The sequence below is a fragment of the Plantibacter sp. MPB07 genome (assembly GCF_046619465.1).
Classification (GTDB): domain Bacteria; phylum Actinomycetota; class Actinomycetes; order Actinomycetales; family Microbacteriaceae; genus Plantibacter; species Plantibacter auratus.
In genome coordinates this window covers 2,794,980-2,821,119 of sequence record NZ_CP177043.1, presented here as the reverse complement: position 1 = coordinate 2,821,119, position 26,140 = coordinate 2,794,980, and the positions used below count along the sequence as shown (strand labels likewise).

The 26,140-nt window shown below is 66.0% G+C and carries 18 protein-coding genes and 3 rRNA genes; 20 read left to right on the top strand and 1 reads right to left on the bottom strand.

Annotated features, from left to right (window positions below; translation table 11 throughout):
- Positions 1-7: 7 nt before the first annotated feature.
- The 19 genes from ACLIME_RS13030 to ACLIME_RS12940 all read left to right on the top strand — a co-directional run bounded on the left by ACLIME_RS13030 (position 8) and on the right by ACLIME_RS12940 (position 23,611).
- Positions 8-1,381 carry a dihydrolipoamide acetyltransferase family protein gene (locus ACLIME_RS13030; RefSeq protein ID WP_124767695.1) on the top strand — a complete coding sequence of 458 codons (1,374 nt, stop codon included), beginning with the start codon at positions 8-10 and terminating at the stop codon, positions 1,379-1,381.
- Positions 1,382-1,478: 97 nt separating this feature from the next.
- On the top strand, positions 1,479-2,453 hold the full coding sequence (locus ACLIME_RS13025; RefSeq protein ID WP_411557173.1) for a metal ABC transporter solute-binding protein, Zn/Mn family: 975 nt from the start codon (positions 1,479-1,481) through the stop codon (positions 2,451-2,453).
- Positions 2,450-3,304, top strand: coding sequence for a metal ABC transporter ATP-binding protein (locus tag ACLIME_RS13020; RefSeq protein ID WP_079704167.1), 855 nt, complete (start codon positions 2,450-2,452; stop codon positions 3,302-3,304). The genes ACLIME_RS13025 and ACLIME_RS13020 overlap by 4 nt, the downstream gene beginning before the upstream one ends.
- Positions 3,301-4,200, top strand: coding sequence for a metal ABC transporter permease (locus ACLIME_RS13015; RefSeq protein ID WP_085511689.1), 900 nt, complete (start codon positions 3,301-3,303; stop codon positions 4,198-4,200). Before ACLIME_RS13020 ends, ACLIME_RS13015 begins: the two co-directional genes overlap by 4 nt.
- A gap of 92 nt (positions 4,201-4,292) precedes the next feature.
- A complete protein-coding gene (locus tag ACLIME_RS13010; RefSeq protein ID WP_079704165.1) occupies positions 4,293-4,694 on the top strand; it encodes a Fur family transcriptional regulator in 402 nt (133 codons plus the stop codon).
- 7 nt (positions 4,695-4,701) lie between these two features.
- Positions 4,702-5,790, top strand: a complete 1,089-nt coding sequence (locus ACLIME_RS13005) for a permease (RefSeq protein ID WP_369821859.1) — start codon at positions 4,702-4,704, stop codon at positions 5,788-5,790.
- Positions 5,783-6,595: a TIGR03943 family putative permease subunit gene (locus ACLIME_RS13000; RefSeq protein WP_241160967.1), complete on the top strand. Its 813-nt coding sequence runs from the start codon at positions 5,783-5,785 to the stop codon at positions 6,593-6,595. The genes ACLIME_RS13005 and ACLIME_RS13000 overlap by 8 nt, the downstream gene beginning before the upstream one ends.
- Positions 6,585-8,051, top strand: a complete 1,467-nt coding sequence (locus ACLIME_RS12995; protein ID WP_411557172.1) for a hypothetical protein — start codon at positions 6,585-6,587, stop codon at positions 8,049-8,051. Before ACLIME_RS13000 ends, ACLIME_RS12995 begins: the two co-directional genes overlap by 11 nt.
- 602 nt (positions 8,052-8,653) lie before the next feature.
- Positions 8,654-10,174, top strand: a 16S ribosomal RNA gene (locus ACLIME_RS12990).
- 452 nt (positions 10,175-10,626) lie between these two features.
- Positions 10,627-13,744: ribosomal RNA gene (locus tag ACLIME_RS12985) — 23S ribosomal RNA — on the top strand.
- 136 nt (positions 13,745-13,880) lie between these two features.
- Positions 13,881-13,997: ribosomal RNA gene (rrf, locus tag ACLIME_RS12980) — 5S ribosomal RNA — on the top strand.
- Together the 16S, 23S and 5S rRNA genes form the textbook arrangement of a ribosomal RNA operon.
- Positions 13,998-14,260: 263 nt before the next feature.
- Positions 14,261-14,497, top strand: coding sequence for a 50S ribosomal protein L28 (rpmB, locus tag ACLIME_RS12975; RefSeq protein WP_411557171.1), 237 nt, complete (start codon positions 14,261-14,263; stop codon positions 14,495-14,497).
- A complete protein-coding gene (gene rpmG / locus ACLIME_RS12970; protein WP_056010525.1) occupies positions 14,497-14,664 on the top strand; it encodes a 50S ribosomal protein L33 in 168 nt (55 codons plus the stop codon). Before rpmB ends, rpmG begins: the two co-directional genes overlap by 1 nt.
- A gap of 2 nt (positions 14,665-14,666) precedes the next feature.
- On the top strand, positions 14,667-14,972 hold the full coding sequence (gene rpsN / locus ACLIME_RS12965; protein WP_064294760.1) for a 30S ribosomal protein S14: 306 nt from the start codon (positions 14,667-14,669) through the stop codon (positions 14,970-14,972).
- A 138-nt stretch (positions 14,973-15,110) separates the two neighbouring features.
- A complete protein-coding gene (locus ACLIME_RS12960; protein ID WP_197977706.1) occupies positions 15,111-16,505 on the top strand; it encodes a DHA2 family efflux MFS transporter permease subunit in 1,395 nt (464 codons plus the stop codon).
- A 203-nt stretch (positions 16,506-16,708) separates the two neighbouring features.
- Positions 16,709-16,990: an HU family DNA-binding protein gene (locus ACLIME_RS12955; protein ID WP_064294762.1), complete on the top strand. Its 282-nt coding sequence runs from the start codon at positions 16,709-16,711 to the stop codon at positions 16,988-16,990.
- 160 nt (positions 16,991-17,150) lie between these two features.
- Positions 17,151-18,320, top strand: a complete 1,170-nt coding sequence (locus ACLIME_RS12950; protein ID WP_411557170.1) for an exonuclease SbcCD subunit D — start codon at positions 17,151-17,153, stop codon at positions 18,318-18,320.
- Positions 18,320-21,529, top strand: a complete 3,210-nt coding sequence (locus tag ACLIME_RS12945) for an AAA family ATPase (RefSeq protein WP_411557169.1) — start codon at positions 18,320-18,322, stop codon at positions 21,527-21,529. Before ACLIME_RS12950 ends, ACLIME_RS12945 begins: the two co-directional genes overlap by 1 nt.
- An 87-nt stretch (positions 21,530-21,616) precedes the next feature.
- Positions 21,617-23,611 carry a cytochrome c oxidase assembly protein gene (locus tag ACLIME_RS12940; RefSeq protein ID WP_411557168.1) on the top strand — a complete coding sequence of 665 codons (1,995 nt, stop codon included), beginning with the start codon at positions 21,617-21,619 and terminating at the stop codon, positions 23,609-23,611.
- A gap of 68 nt (positions 23,612-23,679) precedes the next feature.
- Here ACLIME_RS12940 and ACLIME_RS12935 read toward each other — a convergent pair whose 3' ends face one another.
- Positions 23,680-24,747: a hypothetical protein gene (locus ACLIME_RS12935; protein WP_079707439.1), complete on the bottom strand. Its 1,068-nt coding sequence runs from the start codon at positions 24,745-24,747 to the stop codon at positions 23,680-23,682.
- 66 nt (positions 24,748-24,813) lie between these two features.
- On the opposite strand from ACLIME_RS12935, the gene ACLIME_RS12930 reads away from it, so the two are divergent.
- Positions 24,814-26,073 carry an ATP-dependent RecD-like DNA helicase gene (locus ACLIME_RS12930; protein ID WP_079003639.1) on the top strand — a complete coding sequence of 420 codons (1,260 nt, stop codon included), beginning with the start codon at positions 24,814-24,816 and terminating at the stop codon, positions 26,071-26,073.
- The last annotated feature ends 67 nt before the right edge of the window (positions 26,074-26,140 follow it).

Here is a 26,140-nt window from a genome sequence, read left to right as displayed (position 1 = left end):
AACCACGATGAGTGATCTCCAGTTCGAACTGCCGGACGTCGGCGAAGGCCTGACCGAGGCCGAGATCGTCGCATGGAAGGTCGCGCCGGGCGACGCCGTCTCGGTCAACCAGGTGCTGGTCGAGATCGAGACCGCGAAGTCGCTCGTCGAACTCCCGTCGCCGTTCGCCGGCACTGTCGGCGCTCTGCTCGTCGAGGAGGGCCAGACCGTCGATGTCGGGACGCCCATCATCAGCGTGAGCACCGGTGGTGGGGCAGCGACCGCCGAGCCGACCGTGCCCGCACCGGCGGTCGTCGAGTCGGAGGAGGCCACGCTGGCCGCCGACACCGCAGCGAGCGTCTCTCCTGCCGAAGAGCCGCGCCCTGGTGCCGTGCTCGTCGGGTACGGCAGCGCCGGCAGCACCTCGAGCCGTCGCCGTGGCCGTGGCGCGACGCCGGTCGTCGAGCCGGCGAGCCCGGCCGTCACCCCGCAGCCGCCCGTGCGCCGCCAGCCGCCGTCGAGCATCCCCGCCGCGTCCGCGCTGCCGGTCATCGCCAAGCCGCCGATCCGGAAGCTCGCGAAGGACCTCGAGGTCGACCTCACGGCCATCGAAGGCACCGGGCTCGCGGGTGAGATCACCCGCGACGACGTCATCCGCGAGGCCAGCCAGGCGAGCGTGTTCCGCAACATCGAGACGCCGGAGTGGGCCGACGAGCGCGAGGAGCGCATCCCGGTCAAGGGCGTCCGCAAGGCCATCGCGACGGCCATGACCCGCAGCGCCTTCACCGCGCCGCACGTCTCCCTCTTCGTCGACGTCGACGCGACGCGCACGATGGAGTTCGTCAAGCGCCTGAAGAACTCGACGGACTTCGCCGGCGTCAAGGTCTCGCCGCTGCTCATCATGGCCAAGGCGATGATCTGGGCGGTCCGCCGCAACCCCACGGTCAACAGCGAGTGGACCGACCAGGAGATCATCGTCCGCCACTACGTGAACCTCGGCGTCGCCGCCGCGACACCGCGCGGACTGATCGTCCCGAACGTCAAGGAGGCGCAGGCGATGAGCCTGCTCGAACTGGCACGAGCCCTCGAGACCCTCACGCTCACGGCCCGCGACGGCAAGACGCCGCCGGCCGACCAGCAGAACGGCACGATCACGGTGACGAACATCGGTGTCTTCGGCATGGACACCGGCACCCCGATCCTCAACCCGGGCGAGGTCGGCATCGTCGCGCTCGGCACGATCAAGCAGAAGCCGTGGGTCGTCGACGGCGAGGTGCGCAGTCGGTTCGTGACGACGCTCGGCGCCTCCTTCGATCACCGCGTGGTGGACGGCGACGTCGCGAGCCGGTTCCTGGCGGACGTCGCGTCGATCATCGAGGAGCCGGCGCTGCTGCTCGACTGAGTACACCTGCCCAGGAACCTTCCAGCCGGACGATTTTGAGAATCAGTATCAATAGGCGTAGCGTTGGCCTTCTCACCCCGATCGAGAAGGTTCATCAATGCGCGCTCGCACCCTGCTCCCAGCCTTGGCCATCTTCCCGGCAGCCGCCCTCGTCCTCGCGGGCTGCTCCGGCAGCGGCGCGTCGAGCGCGACCGACGACGGCAAGATCAACATCGTCGCCTCCACGAACGTGTACGGCGACATCGCTTCGAAGATCGGCGGTAAGGACGTCGAGGTGACCTCGCTCATCTCTTCGGCCGCCCAGGACCCGCACTCCTACGAGGCGAGCACGCAGGACCAGCTCTCCATCAAGAACGCCGACCTCGTCATCGAGAACGGCGGCGGCTACGACCCGTTCGTCGACACGCTCCTCGACGCAGCCAAGAACGAGTCCGTCGAGGTCGTCAACGTCGTCGACCTGTCGGGCCTCGCCCCGGACGACGACCACGCAGACGAGCAGCACACGGATGAGGCGCACGCCGAGGACGACGGCCACGACCACATCGAGGGCTTCAACGAGCACGTCTGGTACAGCTTCCCGACGATGGCGAAGCTCGCCGACGAGCTGGCCAAGGAGCTCGGCGAACTCGACAGCGCGAACGCCGCCACGTACACCGCGAACGCGAAGGCCTTCACCGAGTCCCTCGGCACGATCGAGACGGCCCAGGCCGCGATCAAGACCGCACACGACGGCGAGGGCGTCGCCATCACCGAGCCCGTCCCGCTCTACCTGCTCGAGGGCGCCGGACTCGTGAACCGGACCCCCGAGGCGTTCAGCGAGGCGATCGAGGAGGGCACCGACGTGTCACCGACCGTCCTCAAGGAGACGCTCGACCTCTTCGGCGGCGGATCGGTCGCGCTGCTTGCCTACAATGAGCAGACGAGTGGCGGCGAGACCGAACAGGTCAGGACCGCCGCGGAGAACGCAGGCGTGCCGGTGCTGTCATTCACCGAGACCCTCCCGGACGGCAAGGACTACCTCTCGTGGATGACCGAGAACGTCGACGCCGTGGCGGACGCCCTGAATCGATGACCAGCGGTCCGACCAACGACTCAGGCCCCGTCGACGTCCTGGCGCTCGCCGGGGCCGAGCTCGGTTTCGGCGGACGCACGCTCTGGGACGGCCTCGACCTCTCGGTGCGCCCGGGGGAGTTCCTCGCCGTGCTCGGCCCGAACGGCTCCGGCAAGACGAGTCTGCTGCGCACCATCCTCGGGCAGCAGCAGCTCGACCGCGGGACCATCAGGGTCGCCGGAGGCCCGGTGCACCGCGGCGACCGCCGCATCGGATACATCCCGCAGCAGAAGCTCATCCCCGCCGGCACGCCGATGCGCGGTCGCGATCTCGTCGCCCTCGGCGTCGACGGTCACCGCTTCGGTCTCCCCATCCGCACCGCGGCGACGAAGCGTCGGGTCGACGAGCTGATCGCCTCCGTCGGCGCGACCGCCTACGCCGACGGCGCGGTGGGCACCCTGTCCGGCGGTGAGCAGCAGCGGCTCCGCGTCGCCCAGGCGCTCGCAGACGACCCGATCCTCCTCCTCTGCGACGAACCGCTGCTCAGCCTCGACCTCCAGCATCAGCGCGGGGTCAGCGAACTCATCGACCGTCGTCGGCGCGAGCACGACACCGCGGTGGTCTTCGTCACCCACGACGTGAACCCGGTGCTCCCCATGGTCGACCGCATCCTGTACCTCGCGGGCGGCCGGTTCCGGGAGGGCACGCCCGACGAGGTGCTCCGCAGCGAGGTGCTGTCGGAGCTCTACGGCACGCCCGTCGACGTGCTCCGCAGCCACGGCCGGGTCGTCGTGGTCGGCATCCCCGACAGCGAGACCCATCACCATCACCACGACGATCCGCACACCGGTGCGGTGGGGGTCGGCGCATGAACACCGACGACCTCTGGGGGCGCCTGTTCAACTTCCAGGACTACGGCGCACTCCTCGAACTCGTGCAGAACTCGATCATCGCCGGCGCGGTCCTGGGCATCGTCGGCGGCCTCATCGGCGTGTTCGTGATGCAGCGGGACATGGCGTTCGCGGTGCACGGGATCAGCGAGCTGTCCTTCGCCGGCGCCGCAGGTGCGCTGCTGTTCGGGGCCAACGTCGTCGTCGGGTCCCTCGCGGGCTCACTCGTCGCCGCGATCCTCATCGGCCTGCTCGGCTCCAAAGCGCGCGACCGCAACTCGATCATCGGGGTGCTCATGCCGTTCGGCCTCGGCCTCGGCATCCTGTTCCTCGCGCTCTATCCGGGCCGGAGTGCCAACAAGTTCGGGCTCCTCACCGGGCAGATCGTCTCGGTCGACGACCCGCAGCTCGGCCTGCTCATCGTCATCAGCATCGTCGTGCTGGTCGCGCTCCTCCTCCTCTGGCGGCCTCTCAGCTTCGACAGCCTCGACCCGGACGTCGCCGCAGCGCGTGGGGTGCCGAGCCGGTTCGTCTCCCTCGCCTTCATGGTGCTGCTCGGGCTCACCGTCGCGGTGTCGGTGCAGATCATCGGTGCGCTGCTCGTCCTCGCGCTGCTCGTGACACCCGCGGCCGCGGCGCTCCGGGTGTCGTCGTCGCCCGTCCTCGTCCCGGTGCTGAGCATGCTCTTCGGCTTCGTCTCGGCGGTCGGCGGCATCCTGCTCGCCATCGGTGGATCGCTCCCGATCAGCCCCTACATCACGACGATCTCCTTCCTCATCTACCTCGTCTGCCGCATCGTCGGGCCGCGCACCGCGTCCGGGCGACGTGGTCGTCGGGCACCCGTCGGCGAGACGCGGCACGCCCAGGTCGCACGATGATCGTGGACCGTGCACCGCGTCCGCGTGGAGCTGCTTCGGAGCGTCCTCCGAGCGGTTCCCGGGTACCCTTGAAGGGACAGGCAGGAGCACCCGTGGCGAAGCGCAACACCTGGCAGCGAGAAGCTGTCCGCGAGGCCCTCGGCGGCAACGACGGATTCATCAGCGCCCAGGGTCTGCACGCCGAACTCCGCGACACCGGTTCGCCGATCGGGCTCGCGACCGTGTACCGCGCCCTCTCCGACCTCGCGGTCGAGGGCGAAGCGGACTCTCTGCAGTCGCCTGAGGGCGAGAACCTCTACCGCGCCTGCACGCCGGGCACCCACCACCACCACCTCATCTGCCGCAACTGTGGTCTCACCATCGAGATCGAGGCCGACGAGGTCGAAGCCTGGGCGCGCTCGGTCGCGTCGCAGCACGGGTTCACCGAGGCGAAGCACGTCGTCGACGTCTTCGGGCTCTGCGAGAACTGCTCGGCGGCGGCCCAGCGCGCGTGAGGCCGGAGTGAGCAGGACGACCGGAACCCTCGGGGTCGACGACGATTGGACCGCGCCCGACGACGACGGCGCGGAACACTGGGGTCGCACCGAGGGGCGTGATCCACGGAACCTGCGGACACCGCTCCTGATCGGCGTCGCACTGCTCGTGGTGGTCGGGCTCTTCGTGCTCCGGGCGCTCATGCCGCTCGGTGAGGCGCTCACCCCGCCCACCGCGGTGCGCGACTTCGTGACCCTGACGCTCAGCGTGGTGGTGGAGTCGCTGCCGTTCGTGGTGCTCGGCATCGTGCTGTCGATCCTCGTGCAGATCTGGCTTCCCGACGGCTGGCTCGAGCGGTGGTTGCCGACGCAGCCGATCCTCCGCCGAGCCTGCATCTCGCTGCTCGGCATGTTCCTGCCGGTCTGCGAGTGCGGGAACGTCCCGCTCGCCCGCGGCCTCATCGTGCGCGGGTTCACGGTGCCGGAGTCGATCACCTTCCTGCTCGCGGCGCCGATCCTCAACCCCATCGTCATCGTCACGACGCATCAGGCCTTCGGCTGGGACGGCGGGATCCTCGTCGCCCGGCTCGTCGGCGGGTTCCTGCTCGCGAACCTCATCGGGTGGCTCTTCAGCAAGCACCCCGACCCCAGCTCGCTGCTCACGCCGACCTTCCAAGCCAGCTGCGAGGTGACCGAGCAGCACGGGCACGAGCACACGAAGGTGGAGCGCAGCCTGCAGCAGTTCGTCGCCGAGGCGCGCGCGATCATGCCGGCGCTGCTCATCGGGTCGGCCGTGGCCGGCGCCGTGCAGGTGCTCGTGCCGCGCGAGGTGCTCGTCACCCTCGGCGCGAACCCGGTCTGGTCGGTGCTCGCGATGATGACGCTCGCCGTGATCGTCTCGATCTGCTCGAACGTCGACGCCTTCTTCGTGCTGTCCTTCGGATCGACGTTCATGCCCGGCTCGATCGTCGCCTTCCTCGTCCTCGGCCCCGTCGTCGACGTCAAGATGCTCGCACTCATGCGCACCACCTACACGACCAGGACCCTCGTGATCATCACCGCGGTCGCCGTGCTGTTCTCGGCGGCCCTCGGATTCGGAGTGAACGCCCTTGCCTGATCAGAACGCCACCCACGGACACGCGCATGCCGAGACGTCGACGGCCGGCGATCGTCGTGTCCCACTGCTCGAACGCCTCCGGCAGCGATGGTGGGGCGTGCTGCTGCTCGTCACCGCCGCCGTGTGCATCCTCTGGCTCGCGCTGACCGACCGCCTCGGGCTCTACATCCACCCGCGCTACTTCGTGTTCACCGTCATCATGGCGCTCATCGCGGTCGCGCTCGGCATCGTCAGCGTCCTCGTCCACGTGGACGTCGAAGAGGTGCCGAAGCGTCGCGGACGAACGGCGCTGCAGCTCGCCTCCGTCGTGGGCAGTCTCGCGGTGGTCGGTGCGATGGTGGTGCTCCCGCCGTCGACGCTGTCGGTCGCGACGGCCGACCAGCGCGCGGTGAACTCCGGCACGCTCGCGGGGGAGGTCCAGGGGCAGGACGCCCAGACGGTGCTGACCTCGAACCCGGACTTCAGCACCTTCGGCATCAAGGACTGGGCGACGCTGTTGCGCCAGACGACGCGTCCCGCCGACCTCGAAGGGCGTGCCTTCACCGGGGTCGGCTTCGTGATCGCCGATCCGGACGCGGCCGACGTCTTCTACGTCTCGCGGTTCGTCGTGAACTGCTGCGCCGTGGACGCCCAGCCGGTCGGTGTGCCCGTGCAGCTCGACGGCTGGGACAAACAGCTCAAGCCCGGTGACTGGGTCGAGGTCTCGGGGGCGCTCACCGCGAGCGACGCCTCGCATCTGCCATTGGTGGTCGGGACGGCGAAGGTCGACAAGGTCGAGGAGCCGGCGGACCCGTATGACTACTGATCGCCGGGGTGGCGCACGAGGCCGGTCGACGCAGGCCGCCGGCGACCGGAGCGGTTTCGGCCGGCTGGTCGCGATCGTGCTGATCGCGCTCGTCGTCATCGGTGGCGGCGCGGCCGTCGTGGGCTTGACCCAGGGGCCGAAGCTCGTCCGCACGGTGGTCGATCCCACCGGACTCGTGGAGTCCTGGGGCCAGCGGGTGGTCCTGGCGGTGAACCAACCGATCGCGGATCTCGGGTCGGACCGGGTGCGGATCGAGCCGGCAGCAGACTTCGACGTCAGTACCGGGGCCGGCGGCATCACGCTGGTGTTCCCCGAGCCGCTCGCCTATGCGACGGACTACCGGATCACGGTCGACGGGGTGACCGCACCGGGTGGCGGACCGGCGGCCACGCTCACGACGTCGTTCTCGACGCCGCCCGTCGAGGGGTTCTCGCTCGTGCGGAGTCCGGTCAAGGAGGGCGGCTCGCCGGCGGCGAAGGCGGACGACCGGATCGTGCGGCTCTCGATCGGCGGTGGTGAACCCGAGACCGCGTACGAAGCGGCGAAGATCCAGGAGTTCGCGACGATCGGCGACTCCCTGATCGTCGTGGAGCAGGAGACGAGCGGGCTCGGTCGCATCGTGGTGGTGGACACGACCGACGGGAGTACCCAGGAGGTGGCACTCCCGATGGGCGGGATGATCACCTCATTGCAGACCGCTCCGGCGCAGAGTCGGGTGGGGTTCCTGTTCACGGAACAGTCGTTCGGTCGCGATGGCGGCGACAACCTCACGCTGTACTCGTTCGAGCTGCGGCAGGGGAAACCCACCGAGGCCGCCAGGGTCGGCGGGATCGACGGGGCTGCGGTCCAGGCGGCGGAGTGGTCGTTCGTGCCCCGGACCTCCTCGATGCTCGTCCGCACGGTGGACAACTCGCTCGAGCTGCTCGATCCTGCTGCGACGACCGACCCGGTGCTGCTCGGCCGGGCCTCCCTCATCTCGAGTTACATCCCGGGCACCACCAAGGTCGTCATCGAGCAGGTCGACGGTGTGGTCGTGCTCGACCTCGCGACGGGGAAGAGCGAACCGTTCGTCCTGCCCTCGGTGGCACCCACCGAGATCCCCGGACAACTCGTCGCACTGTCCGAGTCCCTGTCGGCCAGGATCTACGCCGACTACGACCGCGCCGCCGGAACCACGGAGCAGCGGGTACTGGCGATCAAGGACGGCGCGACCGCCGAGCTCTATCGACCTGACGCGGGTGCCGTCATCTGGTCACTGTGCGCGAGCCCGAACGCGGAGTACGTCGCAGTCGTCGTCGTCCCCGACTTCGCGAAGGCCGGCTTCGACGGGTACGCCAACGCGCCGATGCCCAACGGTCCCGAGATCGAGGTCGTCGACGCCCGCACCGGCAAGGTCGTCGGGACGCAGGCCGGTTTCGACCTGTCCTGGTGCGCAGGCACGGGTGTCGCGCAGTGACCGTGCGCCGACCCGTTCGCGGCCCCCTCGGCGAAAACCGCGTGATTCCGGGCGACACGCCCGGGATGCAAGCGGAATTTGCCACGATCCCGAGACACACGTAGAGTAATCACTCGTCACCCCAAAGGTGCGGGAAGCGGAAGAGCTTCTCGGCCTCAAGCGGGGACAATCCCCAGCCAAAAGCGAGAACATTTCGATGTTACCGTTTCAAGTCTCGGTTGGATGACTTCCTCCTGGTGTCACTCGTGCTCAGCATGACTCTGTTCGCAGAGCGGCTGAAACGCCGAGTTGACAACAAGCCGGGAAGATGTAAGATAGAGAAGTTGCCCTGCAGGGCGGTCGTGATGGCCAAAGGCAGGAGCATCCGATCCTTGAGAACTCAACAGCGTGCACAATGTCAAATGCCAAAAACCTCGTGCAATTGATGCCTTCCTTTTCGGTTGGTTGATGTTGTAAGAGATTCCTTTGGAAAACATTTAAACAAAACAAAGCAAGTCAGTAATGATTTGTTCTGTCAGTTTCAAACTTGCATCGTGTTCACCTATTCCGGTGGCATGGTGCGCGAAATGTGCCGGCTGCTTCGGTGGTCGTGCAATTCAACATTTACGGAGAGTTTGATCCTGGCTCAGGACGAACGCTGGCGGCGTGCTTAACACATGCAAGTCGAACGATGAAGCCCAGCTTGCTGGGTGGATTAGTGGCGAACGGGTGAGTAACACGTGAGTAACCTGCCCTTGACTCTGGGATAAGCGTTGGAAACGACGTCTAATACCGGATACGAGCTTCCACCGCATGGTGAGTTGCTGGAAAGAATTTTGGTCAAGGATGGACTCGCGGCCTATCAGCTTGTTGGTGAGGTAATGGCTCACCAAGGCGACGACGGGTAGCCGGCCTGAGAGGGTGACCGGCCACACTGGGACTGAGACACGGCCCAGACTCCTACGGGAGGCAGCAGTGGGGAATATTGCACAATGGGCGAAAGCCTGATGCAGCAACGCCGCGTGAGGGACGACGGCCTTCGGGTTGTAAACCTCTTTTAGCAGGGAAGAAGCGAAAGTGACGGTACCTGCAGAAAAAGCACCGGCTAACTACGTGCCAGCAGCCGCGGTAATACGTAGGGTGCAAGCGTTGTCCGGAATTATTGGGCGTAAAGAGCTCGTAGGCGGTTTGTCGCGTCTGCTGTGAAATCCCGAGGCTCAACCTCGGGTCTGCAGTGGGTACGGGCAGACTAGAGTGCGGTAGGGGAGATTGGAATTCCTGGTGTAGCGGTGGAATGCGCAGATATCAGGAGGAACACCGATGGCGAAGGCAGATCTCTGGGCCGCTACTGACGCTGAGGAGCGAAAGGGTGGGGAGCAAACAGGCTTAGATACCCTGGTAGTCCACCCCGTAAACGTTGGGCGCTAGATGTGGGGACCATTCCACGGTTTCCGTGTCGTAGCTAACGCATTAAGCGCCCCGCCTGGGGAGTACGGCCGCAAGGCTAAAACTCAAAGGAATTGACGGGGGCCCGCACAAGCGGCGGAGCATGCGGATTAATTCGATGCAACGCGAAGAACCTTACCAAGGCTTGACATATACGAGAACGGGCCAGAAATGGTCAACTCTTTGGACACTCGTAAACAGGTGGTGCATGGTTGTCGTCAGCTCGTGTCGTGAGATGTTGGGTTAAGTCCCGCAACGAGCGCAACCCTCGTTCTATGTTGCCAGCACGTAATGGTGGGAACTCATGGGATACTGCCGGGGTCAACTCGGAGGAAGGTGGGGACGACGTCAAATCATCATGCCCCTTATGTCTTGGGCTTCACGCATGCTACAATGGCCAGTACAAAGGGCTGCAATACCGTAAGGTGGAGCGAATCCCAAAAAGCTGGTCCCAGTTCGGATTGAGGTCTGCAACTCGACCTCATGAAGTCGGAGTCGCTAGTAATCGCAGATCAGCAACGCTGCGGTGAATACGTTCCCGGGCCTTGTACACACCGCCCGTCAAGTCATGAAAGTCGGTAACACCCGAAGCCAGTGGCCTAACCGCAAGGATGGAGCTGTCTAAGGTGGGATCGGTAATTAGGACTAAGTCGTAACAAGGTAGCCGTACCGGAAGGTGCGGCTGGATCACCTCCTTTCTAAGGAGCATGTGCAACGCTCGTCTGTATACAGCGAGGTTTACGTTGCCAAGTCACACTGAGACGAATGTTCTCGGGTGGCGCTCATGGGTGGAACATTGACATTGATGCAGACGTGAGAGTCTGCCAGCAAGTACGTCTTCTTCGGGAGATTGGAACGGTGGCCGGCTGGAGGGTTTGCATATGCACGCTGTTGGGTCCTGAGGGACCGGATCTTCTCCGCTTCGGTGGAGGAAGGACGAACCTCAGGGCCTCTTTTGCTTGACATCAATGGTCAAGGAGAGAGGTACCGCCCGTACTTTGAGAACTACACAGTGGACGCGAGCATCTTAGATTCATGACCCTTTGGGGTTGTGGATCACAAAGATCAAAACATGCTTCTTCGGAAGTGATGTTGATCATTGGTCAATCTGCATCAGGTAACTGGTGCCGATCGATTCAAACTCATGTGATTTCAAATTTCTAAGAGCAAACGGTGGATGCCTTGGCATCTGGAGCCGAAGAAGGACGTAGTAATCTGCGATAAGCCTCGGGGAGCTGATAAACGAGCTGTGATCCGAGGATTTCCGAATGGGGAAACCCCGCCAGGCCCCTTGTGGTGATCTGGTGACTCCCGCCTGAATATATAGGGCGGGTAGAGGGAACGGGGGGAAGTGAAACATCTCAGTACCCCCAGGAAGAGAAAACAACAGTGATTCCGTCAGTAGTGGCGAGCGAAATCGGAAGAGGCTAAACCGGGCATGTGTGATAGCTATCAGGCGTTGCATGTCCGGGGTTGTGGGACTTCTCACTCCGAACTGATATTCGGGGAGCATTAGAACGTGGTATAGACGAATGGGATTGAAAGCCCAGCCAGAGACGGTGCCAGCCCGGTAGTCGAAATGCTGCAATCGTGCGAGGAGTATCCCAAGTAGCACGGGGCCCGAGAAATCCCGTGTGAATCTGTCAGGACCACCTGATAAGCCTAAATACTCCCAGATGACCGATAGCGGACAAGTACCGTGAGGGAAAGGTGAAAAGTACCCCGGGAGGGGAGTGAAATAGTACCTGAAACCGTTTGCTTACAAACCGTTGGAGCACCCTTGTTGGTGTGACAGCGTGCCTTTTGAAGAATGAGCCTGCGAGTTAGCGATATGTGGCGAGGTTAACCCGTGTGGGGTAGCCGTAGCGAAAGCGAGTCTGAATAGGGCGATTCAGTCGCATGTCCTAGACCCGAAGCGAAGTGATCTATCCATGGCCAGGTTGAAGCGACGGTAAGACGTCGTGGAGGACCGAACCCACTTAGGTTGAAAACTGAGGGGATGAGCTGTGGATAGGGGTGAAAGGCCAATCAAACTTCGTGATAGCTGGTTCTCTCCGAAATGCATTTAGGTGCAGCGTTGCGTGTTTCTTGCCGGAGGTAGAGCTACTGGATGGCCGATGGGGCCCAAAAGCTTACTGACGTCAGCCAAACTCCGAATGCCGGTAAGTGAGAGCGCAGCAGTGAGACGGTGGGGGATAAGCTTCATCGTCGAGAGGGAAACAACCCAGACCACCAACTAAGGTCCCAAAGCGCGTGCTAAGTGGGAAAGGATGTGGAGTTGCACAGACAACCAGGAGGTTGGCTTAGAAGCAGCCACCCTTGAAAGAGTGCGTAATAGCTCACTGGTCAAGTGATTCCGCGCCGACAATGTAACGGGGCTCAAGCACGCCACCGAAGTTGTGGCATTGATATTTTTGGTAGGCCTTCGTGGTCCAGCCGTATTGATGGGTAGGAGAGCGTCGTGTGGCGAGTGAAGCGGCGGTGTAAACCAGCCGTGGACGCTACACGAGTGAGAATGCAGGCATGAGTAGCGAAAGACATGTGAGAAACATGTCCTCCGAAAGACCAAGGGTTCCAGGGTCAAGCTAATCTTCCCTGGGTAAGTCGGGACCTAAGGCGAGGCCGACAGGCGTAGTCGATGGACAACGGGTTGATATTCCCGTACCCGCGAAGAACCGCCCAAGATAATCCAGTGGTGCTAAGAGTCCTAACCCGGACGACTGATTCCCTTCGGGGATGATGGGTCCGGTCTAACGCTCGACCCCATGCTGGTGCGTTTAGCGTATTAACAGGTGTGACGCAGGAAGGTAGCCTATGCCGGGCGATGGTTGTCCCGGTGTAAGTGCGTAGGCTGAGAGATAGGCAAATCCGTCTCTCGTGAAGGCTGAGACACGATACGGACCCGTAAGGGATAGTAGGTGATCCTATGCTGCCAAGAAAAGCATCGACGCGAGGTTCTAGTGGCCCGTACCCCAAACCGACTCAGGTGGTCAGGTAGAGAATACTAAGGAGATCGAGAGAATCGTGGTTAAGGAACTCGGCAAAATGCCCCCGTAACTTCGGGAGAAGGGGGGCCTGAGGCGTATTAGGACTTGCTCCGAAAGCGTTTGAAGGCCGCAGAGACCAGTGGGAAGCGACTGTTTACTAAAAACACAGGTCCGTGCCAAGTCGCAAGACGATGTATACGGACTGACGCCTGCCCGGTGCTGGAAGGTTAAGAGGAACGGTTAGCCGCAAGGCGAAGCTGAGAATTTAAGCCCCAGTAAACGGCGGTGGTAACTATAACCATCCTAAGGTAGCGAAATTCCTTGTCGGGTAAGTTCCGACCTGCACGAATGGCGTAACGACTTCCCAGCTGTCTCAACCGCGAACTCGGCGAAATTGCATTACGAGTAAAGATGCTCGTTACGCGCAGCAGGACGGAAAGACCCCGTGACCTTTACTACAGCTTGGTATTGGTGTTCGGTGTGGCTTGTGTAGGATAGGTGGGAGACTTTGAAGCTTGGACGCTAGTTCAGGTGGAGTCATTGTTGAAATACCACTCTGGTCACTCTGGATATCTAACTTCGAACCGTAATCCGGTTCAGGGACAGTGCCTGGTGGGTAGTTTAACTGGGGCGGTTGCCTCCCAAAAAGTAACGGAGGCGCCCAAAGGTTCCCTCAACCTGGTTGGCAATCAGGTGTCGAGTGTAAGTGCACAAGGGAGCTTGACTGTGAGACTGACAAGTCGAGCAGGGACGAAAGTCGGGACTAGTGATCCGGCAGTGGCTTGTGGAAGCGCTGTCGCTCAACGGATAAAAGGTACCTCGGGGATAACAGGCTGATCTTGCCCAAGAGTCCATATCGACGGCATGGTTTGGCACCTCGATGTCGGCTCGTCGCATCCTGGGGCTGGAGTAGGTCCCAAGGGTTGGGCTGTTCGCCCATTAAAGCGGTACGCGAGCTGGGTTTAGAACGTCGTGAGACAGTTCGGTCCCTATCCGCTGCGCGCGCAGGAAATTTGAAAGGATCTGACCCTAGTACGAGAGGACCGGGTTGGACGAACCTCTGGTGTGTCAGTTGTTCCGCCAGGAGCACCGCTGATTAGCTACGTTCGGGATGGATAACCGCTGAAAGCATCTAAGCGGGAAGCCGGCCTTAAGATGAGATTTCCATGCCTTCGGGCGAGAGGCTCCCAGCCAGACTACTGGGTTGATAGGCCGGATGTGGAAGAGAGGACGAAAGACTCTCGGAGCTGACCGGTACTAATAAGCCGATAATTTGATAACACTTTCTTTGTTTGAATACGAAGATGCTACGCGTCCACTGAGTGGTTCTCGATGTACGGTCGAGAACCCGCAAACAACACCACTGTGTTCGCACAGCGTGTTGGTTTGCTTGTTCACTTTGATACATCAATAGTGTTTCGGCGGCCATAGCGAGAGGGAAACGCCCGGTCACATTCCGAACCCGGAAGCTAAGACTCTTTGCGCCGATGGTACTGCAGGGGGGACCCTGTGGGAGAGTAGGACACCGCCGGACTTCTTCGTTGAAATGGCCACCCAAGGTTCTTGGGTGGCCATTTTGCGTTAACACGCGCAGCGCGTTAACGCGCAGCGCGTTGAGTTGCACAAACACGAATTTGCAAAACGCCTGGTCACAGCGTACGCTTGACCCTTGGTGTGGACGCTCCATGTCCACATCGTGTTCACGATCCCCCACCGCTCACGCAGATCGGGATCGCGCACGCCGACAAGAGATCTTGGGCAGGGCAGTCGCCCTGCGGTAATGAAGGAGAAACTACTATGGCAGCAGTGTGCCAGGTGACAGGAGCCGTTCCCGGCTTCGGTCACAACATCTCGCACTCGCACCGTCGCACGAAGCGCCGCTTCGACCCGAACGTGCAGAAGAAGACCTACTACGTGCCCTCGCTGCGTCGTAACGTCACCCTCAGGGTGTCCGCCAAGGGCATCAAGGTGATCGACGCCCGTGGCATCGAATCCGTCGTCAAGGACATTCTCGCTCGTGGGGTGAAGATCTAATGGCTAAGCAGCAGGACGTCCGTCCAATCATCAAGCTCCGTTCGACGGCTGGTACCGGTTACACGTACGTGACCAAGAAGAACCGTCGCAACAACCCAGACCGTCTCGTGCTCAAGAAGTACGACCCCGTAGTGCGCAAGCACGTTGAATTCCGAGAGGAGCGCTAAACATGGCTAAGAAGAGCAAGATCGCCCGTAACGAGCAGCGCAAGGTTATCGTCGACCGCTACGCCACGAAGCGCGCCGAGCTGAAGAAGGCTCTCGTCGACCCCGCCGGGACCGACGAGTCGCGTGAAGCAGCTCGCCTCGGCCTGCAGAAGCTTCCTCGCAACGCTTCGCCGGTTCGCCTCCGCAACCGCGACGCGATCGACGGTCGCCCGCGAGGCAACCTCTCGAAGTTCGGCATCAGCCGCGTTCGCTTCCGCGACATGGCGCACAAGGGCGAGCTGCCCGGCGTCCGCAAGTCGAGCTGGTAACACCCGCTCAGTCGGAGCTCACATTCCGCTGACACAGCATCGCAACACCGAAAGGGTCGTCCGCATCGCGGGCGGCCCTTTCGCGTTGTCGGAGACAACTGCAAGGATCGAACGGTTCCCACATCCACCGAGGAGGCGCTGCTGGACGTCCGCACGCAACGCGCCATCGCCCTCCTGGTCGCCGGCTGCTTCTTCATGGAGAACCTCGACGGGACCATACTCACCACAGCCGCACCGAGCATCGCGCGCGACCTCGGGACCTCGTCGACGGCCGTCGGGCTCGCGGTCACCGCGTTCCTGCTCACGGTCGCTGTCCTCATCCCCGTCAGCGGCTGGCTGACGGACCGGTTCGGTGCCAAGCGCATCTTCGCGCTGGCGATCGCGGTGTTCACGATCGCCTCCGTCCTGTGCGCGTTGAGCTCGAGCCTGCCGATGCTCGTCGGCTTCCGGGTGCTCCAGGGTGTCGGCGGGGCGTTGATGGTGCCGGTCGGCCGCTTGGCCGTGCTCCGGGTGACGCCCAAGGAGCGGTTGATCCAGGCCATCGCCCTCCTGACGTGGCCCGCCCTCGCCGCCCCGATCATCGCGCCGTTCCTCGGTGGGGTGATCACCCAGTACGCCTCCTGGCACTGGATCTTCCTCATCAACGTGCCGATCGGTGTCGTCGCCTTCATCGTGGCGCTCCGCATCGTCCCCGACTTCGCCGCCGACGAGGTGCCTCCGCTCGACTGGCTCGGCCTGTCGCTCGCCTGCGTCGGGCTCGCGTCGCTTCTCGTGGCGGCGTCCCTGGTGTCCGGCGCCGGGTTCGACGCCCGGTGGTTCATCGGGTCGCTCGTGGCAGGTGTCGTCCTGCTCGCCCTCGCGATCCGGCACCTGTTCCGTGCCCCCCACCCATTCGTCGACCTCCGCTCGCTGCGCATCGAGACCTTCCGTCTGGCCAACGCCGGGGGCAGCGTCTACCGGCTCACCATCAGCGCCGTCCCCTTCCTCCTGCCGCTGCTCTTCCAGGACGCCTTCGGCTGGACGCCCGTCCAGGCCGGTTCGATGGTGCTCTTCCTCTTCGCCGGCAACCTCGCGATCAAGCCGGCGACGACCTGGATGCTGCGGCGGTTCGGATTCCGTCTGGTGCTCGTGTCGTCGAACCTGATCGGAGTCCTGTGCATGGCCGGGATGGCGTTCCTCACCGCTGACACGTCGATCGTGCTCATGGCACTGCTGCTCTTCCTCAGCGGGGTCGCCCGGTCGATCGGCTTCACGGCGTACAACACCATCACCTTCGCCGACGTCGAACCCGCTGCGATGTCTCGCGCCAACACCCTCAACTCGACCCTGCAACAGGTCGCGAGCGGCTTCGGTGTCGCCGTCGGAGCGATCCTGCTGACGACCGGATTCTCCCTCGAGGACGGGGTCGGTGGCGGCCAGCTGCTGCCGTATCAGTTCGCGTTCCTCGCGATCGCCGTCCTGACCCTCTTCCCGACGATCGAGGCGTGGTTGCTGTCGCGAGCTGCCGGGCACAGCGTCATCGGGGTCCGCTGAGCGGCCACACCGACGGCTCCCAGCTGGGAAACGACCGACACGCAGGCCCGATTGTCCGCGTAGAGCGGAGAAATCCGCGAAATCTCGCGGATTGCTGCTACATTCGAGGCGGTCACACCGACCAGTTGGTGCCGTATCAGCGACACCTTCGCTACCAACACATCAGCTGTACGTTGCAGCAACGTCCGAGGAGGACCCTCACAATGGCAAATTTGAACAAGACCGAACTCGTCGCCGCCATCGCCGCATCGACCGGCCAGAGCCAGGCGACCGTCGGCAGCGTTGTCGACGCGCTGTTCACCACCGTCGCTGAGACCGTCGCCACGGGCGGCAAGGTCTCGATCCCGGGTTGGATCGCCTTCGAGCAGACCGACACCGCCGCTCGCACGGGCCGCAACCCGCAGACCGGCGCCGAGATTCAGATCCCGGCCGGCAAGCGCGTCAAGGTGACCGCCGGCTCGAAGCTCAAGGCTTCCGTCAAGTAAGTCGTCGCGGGCGTCAGCCCGCACGGACTCGGACCACGGAGACACTCCGCCGGTTCAGACCACACAGCAGGGCGTCGCGAGAGCGACGCCCTGCTGTCGTTCGTCCGGGTGCCGTCCGGGGCGCGGCGAGGTGTCGGCGGCTCGGCCTAGCATTGCTGTCATGCGGATCCTCCACACCTCGGACTGGCACCTCGGCCGTTCGCTGCACGGGGTCGACCTGCTCCCCTTCCAACGCGACTTCCTGGCGCACCTCGAGCAGACGGTCGTGGACCACGAGGTCGACGTCCTCCTCGTCGCCGGCGACATCTACGACCGCGCCATCCCGCCGGTCGAGGCGGTGACGCTGCTGTCGGAGTCGCTCGGGCGGCTTGCTGGCCGCACCCGCGTCATCCTCGCCCCGGGCAACCATGATTCGGCCATCCGGCTCGGTTTCGGCGCCGCCATGCTGCGCGACGGGATCGACATCAGAGCCGACCTCGCGCGGGTCGGCGAACCGGTCCTGGTGGACGACGAACACGGGCCCGTCGCCTTCTACCCACTGCCCTACCTCGACCCCGACACCGCGCGAGGGGTGCTCGCCCCGGACGACCAGCCGCTCGCGCGGTCGCACGCCGCCGTCATGGGTGCAGCCCTCGCGAGCGTCCGAGCCGATCTCGCGCAGCGTCGCGAGCACGGAGCGGTCCGGTCGGTCGTTGCTGCGCACGCCTTCGTCATCGGTGGTCTCGCGAGCGACAGCGAACGCGACATCCGGATCGGCGGGGTCGATGCGGTGCCCGCCCAGCTGTTCGACGACTTCGACTACGTCGCGCTCGGCCACCTCCACGGTGCGCAGCGCGTCGGGGCCGCGACGGGCGTCGAACGCATGCGGTACTCCGGGTCGCCGCTCGCCTACTCCTTCTCCGAACGCAACCAGGTGAAGTCGAGCGTGCTGGTCGACCTCGCCGCCGACGGCTCCGTGCACCTGGAGCTGCTGCCGGCGCCGGTGCCGCGTCGGCTCGTCGACGTCACCGGAACCCTCGCAGAGCTGCAGGGCCCCACGGGAGACGACGCCGTCGACGCCTGGGTGCGCGCCACGGTCACCGACGATGTCCGGCCACCGGAGCTGTACGCGACGCTGACCCGGCGCTTCCCGCACCTGCTCGTCTGGTCGCACGCGCCGGCGAACCGTTCCGAGGAGACTCGCGCCGCAGCCGTCACGGCGGTCTCCGACCCGGTCGAGGTCACCGCCGAGTTCATCGAGTACGCGACGGGTGCACAGGCGACCACTCGCGAGCGGGAGCTCATCGCGGCGGCGAACGAGGCAGCACTCGCCGCGGAGGTGAGTGCCTGATGCGCCTGCACCGACTCACGCTGCAGGCCATCGGGCCGTACGCCGGTGAGCACACCATCGACTTCGTCGAACTCGGGCGGGCTGGTCTGTTCCTCCTGGAGGGACCGACCGGCGCCGGCAAGTCCACGATCATCGACGCCATCGTGTTCGGGCTGTACGGCGAACTGGCCGGTACCGGGGCCAGCAAGGACCGCCTCCACTCGCACCACGCGCGGCCCGGGACGGAACCGTTCGTGGAACTCGTCTTCGAGACCGGATCCGGCGTGTACCGGGTGCGGCGGACGCCGGCCTACCAGCGGCCGAAGCAGCGCGGTGCCGGCTTCACACCGCAGCAGGCGAGCGCCACCCTCGTCCGCCTGACCGATCCCGACGCACTGGCCGGAGAGACCCTGTCGACCCGCGCGCAGGAGATCGGTCCTGAGATCAGCCGGATCGTCGGTCTCACCCGGGAACAGTTCGTCCAGACCATCGTCCTCCCGCAGGGCGAGTTCGCGAAGTTCCTCGCCGCCGGCGGTGAGGAGCGCAGCGAACTGCTCCGGTCCCTGTTCGGGACGGAGCACTACGAGCGGGTCGCCAAGCACCTCGTCGAGCAACGTCGGCAGGCCCAACGCGACATCGAAGGCGCACGAGAGGCGCTGGGCCGTGCGATCGCCCGGTTCGCGGGAGCGGCCGAACTCGACGACGCACGGGAACTCGTCGCGGGCAAGGGAGCGGACACCCCGGCCGGGATGGACGTCCCAGCGGCGGTCGATGCCGAGTCAGGTGCTCCCGCGACTGCCGGAGATCCGTCGGCTGCGGAGCCCGACCCAGACCCCGACGTCGCGACCCTCGCGGTCCCGCTCGAAGCCGATTCCGAAGACCTCGTCGGTGACGCCACGCGTATCGTCGCCGTCCTCGAGCGCCACGCCGCCGCCGACGCCTCGACGGCTGGCGAGGCGCGGGTCGCCCTGGAGGGCGCTCGCACCGAACACGCCGCGGCCCAGACGCTGCTCGCGTCCATCGAACGTCGCGCGGAGCTACTGACCGAGCGCGAGCTGCTCTCGGTGGACGACGAACCGGTCGCGCGGCTCTCCGAACGGATCGCGGCAGCGGCTCGGGCGGACACCGTCGCGTCCGCGCTCGCCGGAGCGGCCACGGCATCGGCGGCGCTCCAGGATGCCATCGCGTCGCTCACCGCGATGGAGGAGCAGGCCGACGAGGCGATCGTCGCACTCGACGACGCGTCCGTCGCCGCGCGCCGCGAATCCCTCACCGTCGAGCGGGCGTCGATGGCGGCAGTGCTCGTCCTTGAAGCCGCCGACGCCGACCGCGAACGCGCGCTCACAGCACTCACCGAGGAGCTCGCGACCGTCGACGAACGGCTCGCCGAGCTCGCTGCGGAACAGACCCGGCGGGACGCCCGCCGGGCAGCGCTCAGCACGGCACCGGAGCGCGCCTCGCGTGCGGCCACCGAGTCGGCCAGGGCCGCCCGGTCCGTCGAGCGCGTGGCTGAACGTCGTGCGGTGCTGGATCGGGTGGACGCGGCCGACGACCGCCTCGAGGGGCTCGCCGACGAGGTCACCGAGGCCGCCACGGCCGCGAAGGCGGCGATCGACGTCGAGACGTCGCTGCGCCTCCGGAGGATCGAGGGCATGGCGGGTGAACTCGCCACCGGCTTGCGGGACGGCGAGCCGTGCAGCGTCTGCGGCTCGCTCAGCCATCCGGCGCCCGCGGTGCTCGACGGAGACCACCCCGACGCGGACGCGGTCGAAGCGGCATCCGTCGCGCGGGCCGACGCCGAGGTGAGGATGCAGTCGGCGCAGAACGCCCGGGACATCGCCCGGGCGGAGCGTCGCCGCCTCGTCGAGCAGTTCCTCGCGCTGGCCGACGACCCGGGCGACGTGGCTGCAACCGGCTCGTCCGACGCTTCGACGGCGACGACGGGCTTCGACCCGGTCGCTGCGCGGGGGGCCGTCGATGCGGCCGCTGCGGAGGCAGACCGGCAGTGCGCGGAGGCCGTGGTCGCCGCCGAGCAGGCGGACGCCGAGGTCGCGGAGGCCGGGCGCCTCGCGGACGAGCACCTGGCCGGCGTGGTCGCGGTGTCGGAACGTACCGCCACTCGGGCGACACTGACCGAGCGGCTCGCCGCCGCGCAACGCGCCCACGAGCAGGCCCGCGCCGAGGTGGCCGGTGTCCTCGCCGGTCGAGCGGCTTCACTTGCCGAGCTCGACGCGATGCTCGAGGCCGAGCTCTCGTCGCTGTCCCTGCTCGCGGCGGCACGAGCGACCGTCGCTGACCGGCGCCTGCGTGACGCCGAGCGCGCGGTCGAGCTGAAGGCGGGACTCGAGCGGGCCGGGTTCGCCGACCGCGCGGCCGCGGAAGCCGCAGTCATGAACGGGGTCGAACGGGCGAGCGCCGAGGCGCGGGTGGCCGACCACCTGCGTCACACGACCGCGAACGCGGAAGCACTCGCGAGCCCGGCCATCGCCGGAGTCGCCGGTACCGCCGCACCCGACGTCGAAGCGACGGCCCGACGACTGGCCGACGCCGAGGCGGCAGCAGGCACCGCGACTGCGGCGGCCGCCGTGTCCGCGCGACGAGCGACCAACGCGGCGGCGGCCTGCACGGCACTCGCCGAGGCGGCCGACGAGAACGCCGACGCGGTCCGCGAGGCCGCGGCCGTCGTCCGCCTCGCCGACGTGGTGTCGGCCACGGGCAGCGAGAACAGCACGAAGGTCACCCTCGGCACCTACGTCCTCCTGCGCCGCTTCGAGGATGTCGTGGCGGCGGCGAACGCGCGCCTGGAGTCGATGTCAGGCGGGCGCTACGAGCTCGTCCGCAGCGATGTCAAGGAAGGACCCTCCCGCAGCCAGCGCGTCGGGTTGTCGCTCACGGTGCACGATCACCGGACCGACCGGCGTCGCGATCCGAAGTCGCTGTCCGGTGGCGAGACGTTCTACGCCTCGCTCTGCCTCGCACTCGGGCTCGCGGACGTCGTGACGGGCGAGGCCGGCGGTGTCGAGCTCGGCACGCTCTTCGTCGACGAAGGGTTCGGCAGCCTCGACCCCGAGACGCTCGACACCGTGATGGCCGAGCTCGGTCGGCTCTCGGCCGGCGGCCGCGTCGTCGGCGTCGTCAGCCACGTCGAGGAGATGAAGCAGCGCATCGGCGAACGCATCGAGGTGCGGCGGCTGGAAGACGGCTCCTCGACCCTGCTCGTCCGGGCGTGAGCGGCGCCCTCCGACAGGCTCAGGGACCGAGCGCCGGCTGAGCCCGCTGCGGTCGGGGTTCCCAGCAGCGCCGCGTAGGCTTGCAGCGTGAATCGTGTCGTCCGCCTCGCGGGTCCTGCCCTCCTGCTCCTCGTGGCTGTGGCGACCCTCCTCGCGGGTCTGGCCTTCGGCGGCGGAGCGGATGCGCAACTCCTGGGCGATCCCGGCGCCGTCGTGCGGTGGGGGCTCCCGATCGCACAACTGCTCGTCAACCTGAGCGCCGCCGTCACCATCGGCGCGTTGCTCATGGCCTGCTGGGCGCTCAGCCCGGACCGGCGCGAGTACGGCGCGGCGCTCGACGTCGCCGCAGCCGGCGCCGCGGTCTTCACCGTCGCGTCCGGCGTGACGGGCTTCTTCACCTTCCTGAACGTCACGCAGGTGCCGCTCACCTTCGACGACGCGTTCGGCGCGAAGCTCAGCCTCTTCTTCACCGGGATCGAGTCGGGCCAGGCCTGGCTGCAGACGACCCTCATCGCCGCGGCCGTCACGGTGCTCTGCTTCGCCGTCCGCAACCACACGGTGCTCGTGTTCGTCTTCGGGCTGTCCCTCGTGTCGCTGCTCCCGATGGCCCAGCAGGGTCACTCCGCCGAGGCGAGCGGGCACAACGCAGCCGTCACCGCGCTCGGCCTGCACCTCGTGTTCGCCGCCATCTGGCTCGGCGGTCTGCTCACGCTCGTCTTCATCCGCAAGACCCTCGAAGACGGCCGGCTCGCCCCCGTGCTCATGCGGTACTCGACCGTGGCACTCGTGTCCTTCGTCGTCGTGGCGGTCTCCGGATACGTGAGCGCCGAGCTGCGCATCGGCTCGCTCGACCGCCTGGGCACCCCGTACGGCGTCCTCGTCCTCGTGAAGGTCTTCGCGCTGCTGGCGCTCGGCCTGTTCGGCGCGCTGCAGCGTCGGGTGCTCATCGGCCGCATCGAGCGGTCCGCCGCTGCACGTGCGGACGCCCCCGCGGGCCGCACGGGCACCTTCTGGTGGCTGGTCGCCCTCGAGCTCGGGTTCATGGGCATCGCCTCCGGTGCCGCCGCAGCCCTCGCGAAGACGGCCCCGCCGGTCGACCAGACCGTGCCGACCGCGCCGACGCCCGCGGTGCTGCTCACCGGGGAGGAACTGCCGCCGGAACTGACCTTCGCGCGGTACTTCACCGAGTGGAACATCGACCTCCTCTGGCTGCTGGCCTGTGCCTTCGGCATCTTCTTCTACATCGCGGGCGTCGTCCGTCTGCACCGCCGGGGCGACTCCTGGCCGATCCTGCGCACCGTCAGCTGGGTGCTCGGGCTGCTCGTGCTCTTCTACCTCACCTGCGGTGGCATCAACGTCTACCAGCCGTACCTCTTCAGCGTGCACATGCTCGGGCACATGGGCCTCACCATGCTCGTCCCCGTGCTCCTCGTCCCCGGAGCGCCTGTCACACTGCTCGCGCGGGCGGTGCGGAAGCGCTCGGACGACTCCAGAGGGGGTCGGGAGTGGGTGCTCCTGGCCGTGCACTCGAAGTTCGCGGGGATCATCTCGAACCCGCTCGTCACCGCGGTGCTCTTCGCCGGATCACTCTGGGTGTTCTACTACACGCCGTTGTTCCGCTGGTCGATGGAGGACCACATCGGCCACGAGTGGATGGTGGTGCACTTCCTCATCACCGGCTACCTCTTCGTGCAGTCGCTCATCGGCATCGACCCGGTCCCGTATCGCCTGCCGTACCCGATGCGGCTCCTGCTGCTCTTCGCGACGATGGCGTTCCACGCATTCTTCGGGCTGGCGATCATCTCCTCGACCGGGCTGTTCCTCGCCGACTGGTTCGGGGCGATGGGACGCACGTGGGGGCAGGCACCGCTCCTCGACCAGCAGACGGGCGGCGGGATCGCCTGGAGCGTCGGCGAGATCCCGACCCTGGCGCTCGCCGTCGCGGTCGCGATCTCGTGGAGCAAGAGCGACGCGAAGGACCAGAAGCGACTCGATCGCAACGCGGACCGCACGAACGACGCGGAGCTCAACGAGTACAACGAGCGTCTCGCGCGCATGGCGGCCAACGACACCCGCTCCTAGCCCGCGAACTGTCACTCCGGAACAGTGTGAGGGGTGTCGGACTGTGTCGAAGTGACAGTTCGCGGGCTTCAGCGGAGGTCGATGTAGAGGGAGCCGTCGTCTCGGATCGTCACGAACGCCGACAACGTGAACGGGACGTCCTCGTCGAGGGTCGAGACCGTGCCGTCGAACAACGACTTCACGTCGACGACGAGGTGCGCGGCTCCGGCCGTCGCAGGCATCTGCCAACCGGTGTCGCCCGGCTGGACCGCCACCACGGGGTAGGCCGCGATGGACCACACCGGTAGGTCGTCCACGCGATCGCGGATCACCATGCCGAACGGGCACCCGGTGGGCTGGAGGACCTGTTGCGTGGCGCAGTTGTCGAGGTAGCCGTCGATCTGCGTCTGGACCTCCCCGACGAAGTCCGAGGTGGCACTCGCGGTCACTTCGGCGTCGACGACGCTCGCGACCTCGGTCGTCGTCGCCGTCTCTACCGACGCCGCCAGGTAGGTGGTGTCGACGTCGAAGTCGACGCTGCCCGGCGTGAAGGTGAGGAGCGGGATGGTGGAGGTGAAGGCCCCCTCGGTCCCTTCCGCGACGCGGCGGGTGTCGAGCTCGAAGCCGTTCGCCCGGAACCCGGTCGTGTGCGCGACCGTCAGCTGGACGACGCTCAACGGGCTCGTCTCGAAGCGCCACGACGGGAACAATCCGAAGGTGCGCTCGCCGCTCGTGATCGAGAACACCGTGCTGTGCGGCTGCCCCGCGAGTCGGTACGAGAAGGTCACCTCGTGGACGCCCGACGCGGTCGTGACGTCGGAGACGAGGCGCACGTCCTCGATGGTGCCGAGCGCCTCGCTCCGGAGCAGGGCGTCCGAGCTCTCGGCGGGCAGGCCCGCGTCGGCGAGTTCGGCGGAGCTCAGGGCGACTCCGGGCAACGCGAGCGCGGTCGCGGCGTCGTCGTCTGCGAGGGCGTCCAGGTAGCCGCGCGCGAAGGAACCGGCGCCGTAGACGTCGCGGGCGACGGCCGACCAGGCGGAGACGATGGCCGCGACGAGCAGCGCCGCGATGCAGAGCCACAGCACGACGGCGCGGACGAGCGCACCGCGCACCGTTCCCGGGCGTCGCAGCTCCCCACGTGTCGCGACATGGCTCATCCTGACATCCTAGGCGGGCACCTCGCGTAGGATTGGAGGGCGAAAACGGGAGGGAACCGAAGCATCATGAGCGTAGCCCTCTCCGCCGAGCAGCAAGCCGTCTTCGACCGCATCGAGAGCACCCGCGAGCACCTGTTCGTGACGGGTCGAGCGGGCACCGGGAAGTCGACGCTCCTCAACCACCTCGCCTGGAACACCTCGAAGCAGCTGGCCATCTGCGCCCCGACGGGTGTCGCCGCGCTGAACGTCGGCGGCCAGACGATCCACTCGTTGTTCCGCCTGCCGATCGGGCTCATCGCCGACCACACGATCGACCAGAACGATCAGACTCGCAAGCTGCTCAACTCCATCGACACCCTCGTCGTCGATGAGGTCTCCATGGTGAGCGCCGACCTCATGGACGCGATGGACCGGAGCCTCCGGCAGGCCCGGCAGCGGCCGCGCGAGCCGTTCGGCGGCGTGCAGATCGTCCTCTTCGGCGACCCGTACCAGCTCGCTCCCGTGCCGGGCAGCCTCGAGGAACGGGCGTACATCGCCGACACCTACCGCTCGTTCTGGTTCTTCGATGCCAAGGTGTGGTCCGAGACGCCGCTGCAGCTCGTCGAGCTCACGGAGATCCACCGCCAGCACGAGGCCGAGTTCAAGTACCTCCTCAACGGCGTCCGGCATGGCCAGGTCACCGCCGAGATGGCCGGTCGGCTGAACGGCATGGGCGCCAGGACCCCACCGGAGGACGGCGTCATCACCCTCGCAAGCCGCAACGACACCGTCGACCGCATCAACAAGGCGGCGCTCGCCAAGCTCGACGGCAAGCCGCTCACCGCCAACGCGGAGGTCTCGGGCGACTTCGGCGGGCGGGCGTTCCCCGCCGATGAGGCGCTCGACCTCAAGGTCGGTGCGCAGGTCATGTTCCTCCGCAACGACAGCGAGCGTCGCTGGGTGAACGGCACGCTCGGGACCGTGGTGAAGATCGACTCCACCGTCTGGGTCGAGGTCGACGGCGAGCAGTTCGAGGTCGAGCCGGCGACGTGGGAGAAGTACAAGTACTCCTACTCCTCGGTGACGAAGCAACTGAAGCGCGATATCGTGGCGGAGTTCACGCAGTTCCCGCTGCGGCTCGCGTGGGCGGTCACCATCCACAAGTCGCAGGGCAAGACCTACGACCGCGCGATCGTCGACCTGGGCAGCCGCGCGTTCAGCCCGGGGCAGAGCTACGTCGCACTCAGCCGCATCTCGACGCTCGACGGTCTCTACCTCTCCCGGCCGCTGCGCCCGAGCGACATCATCGTCGACACCGACGTGAAGCGGTTCATGTCGGGGCAGTAGCGTCCGTTCGCCGATTGTTGGGCGAATCGGTGCTCCGTCGCCCGAAAAGGGGCGAACGAACGGGGCC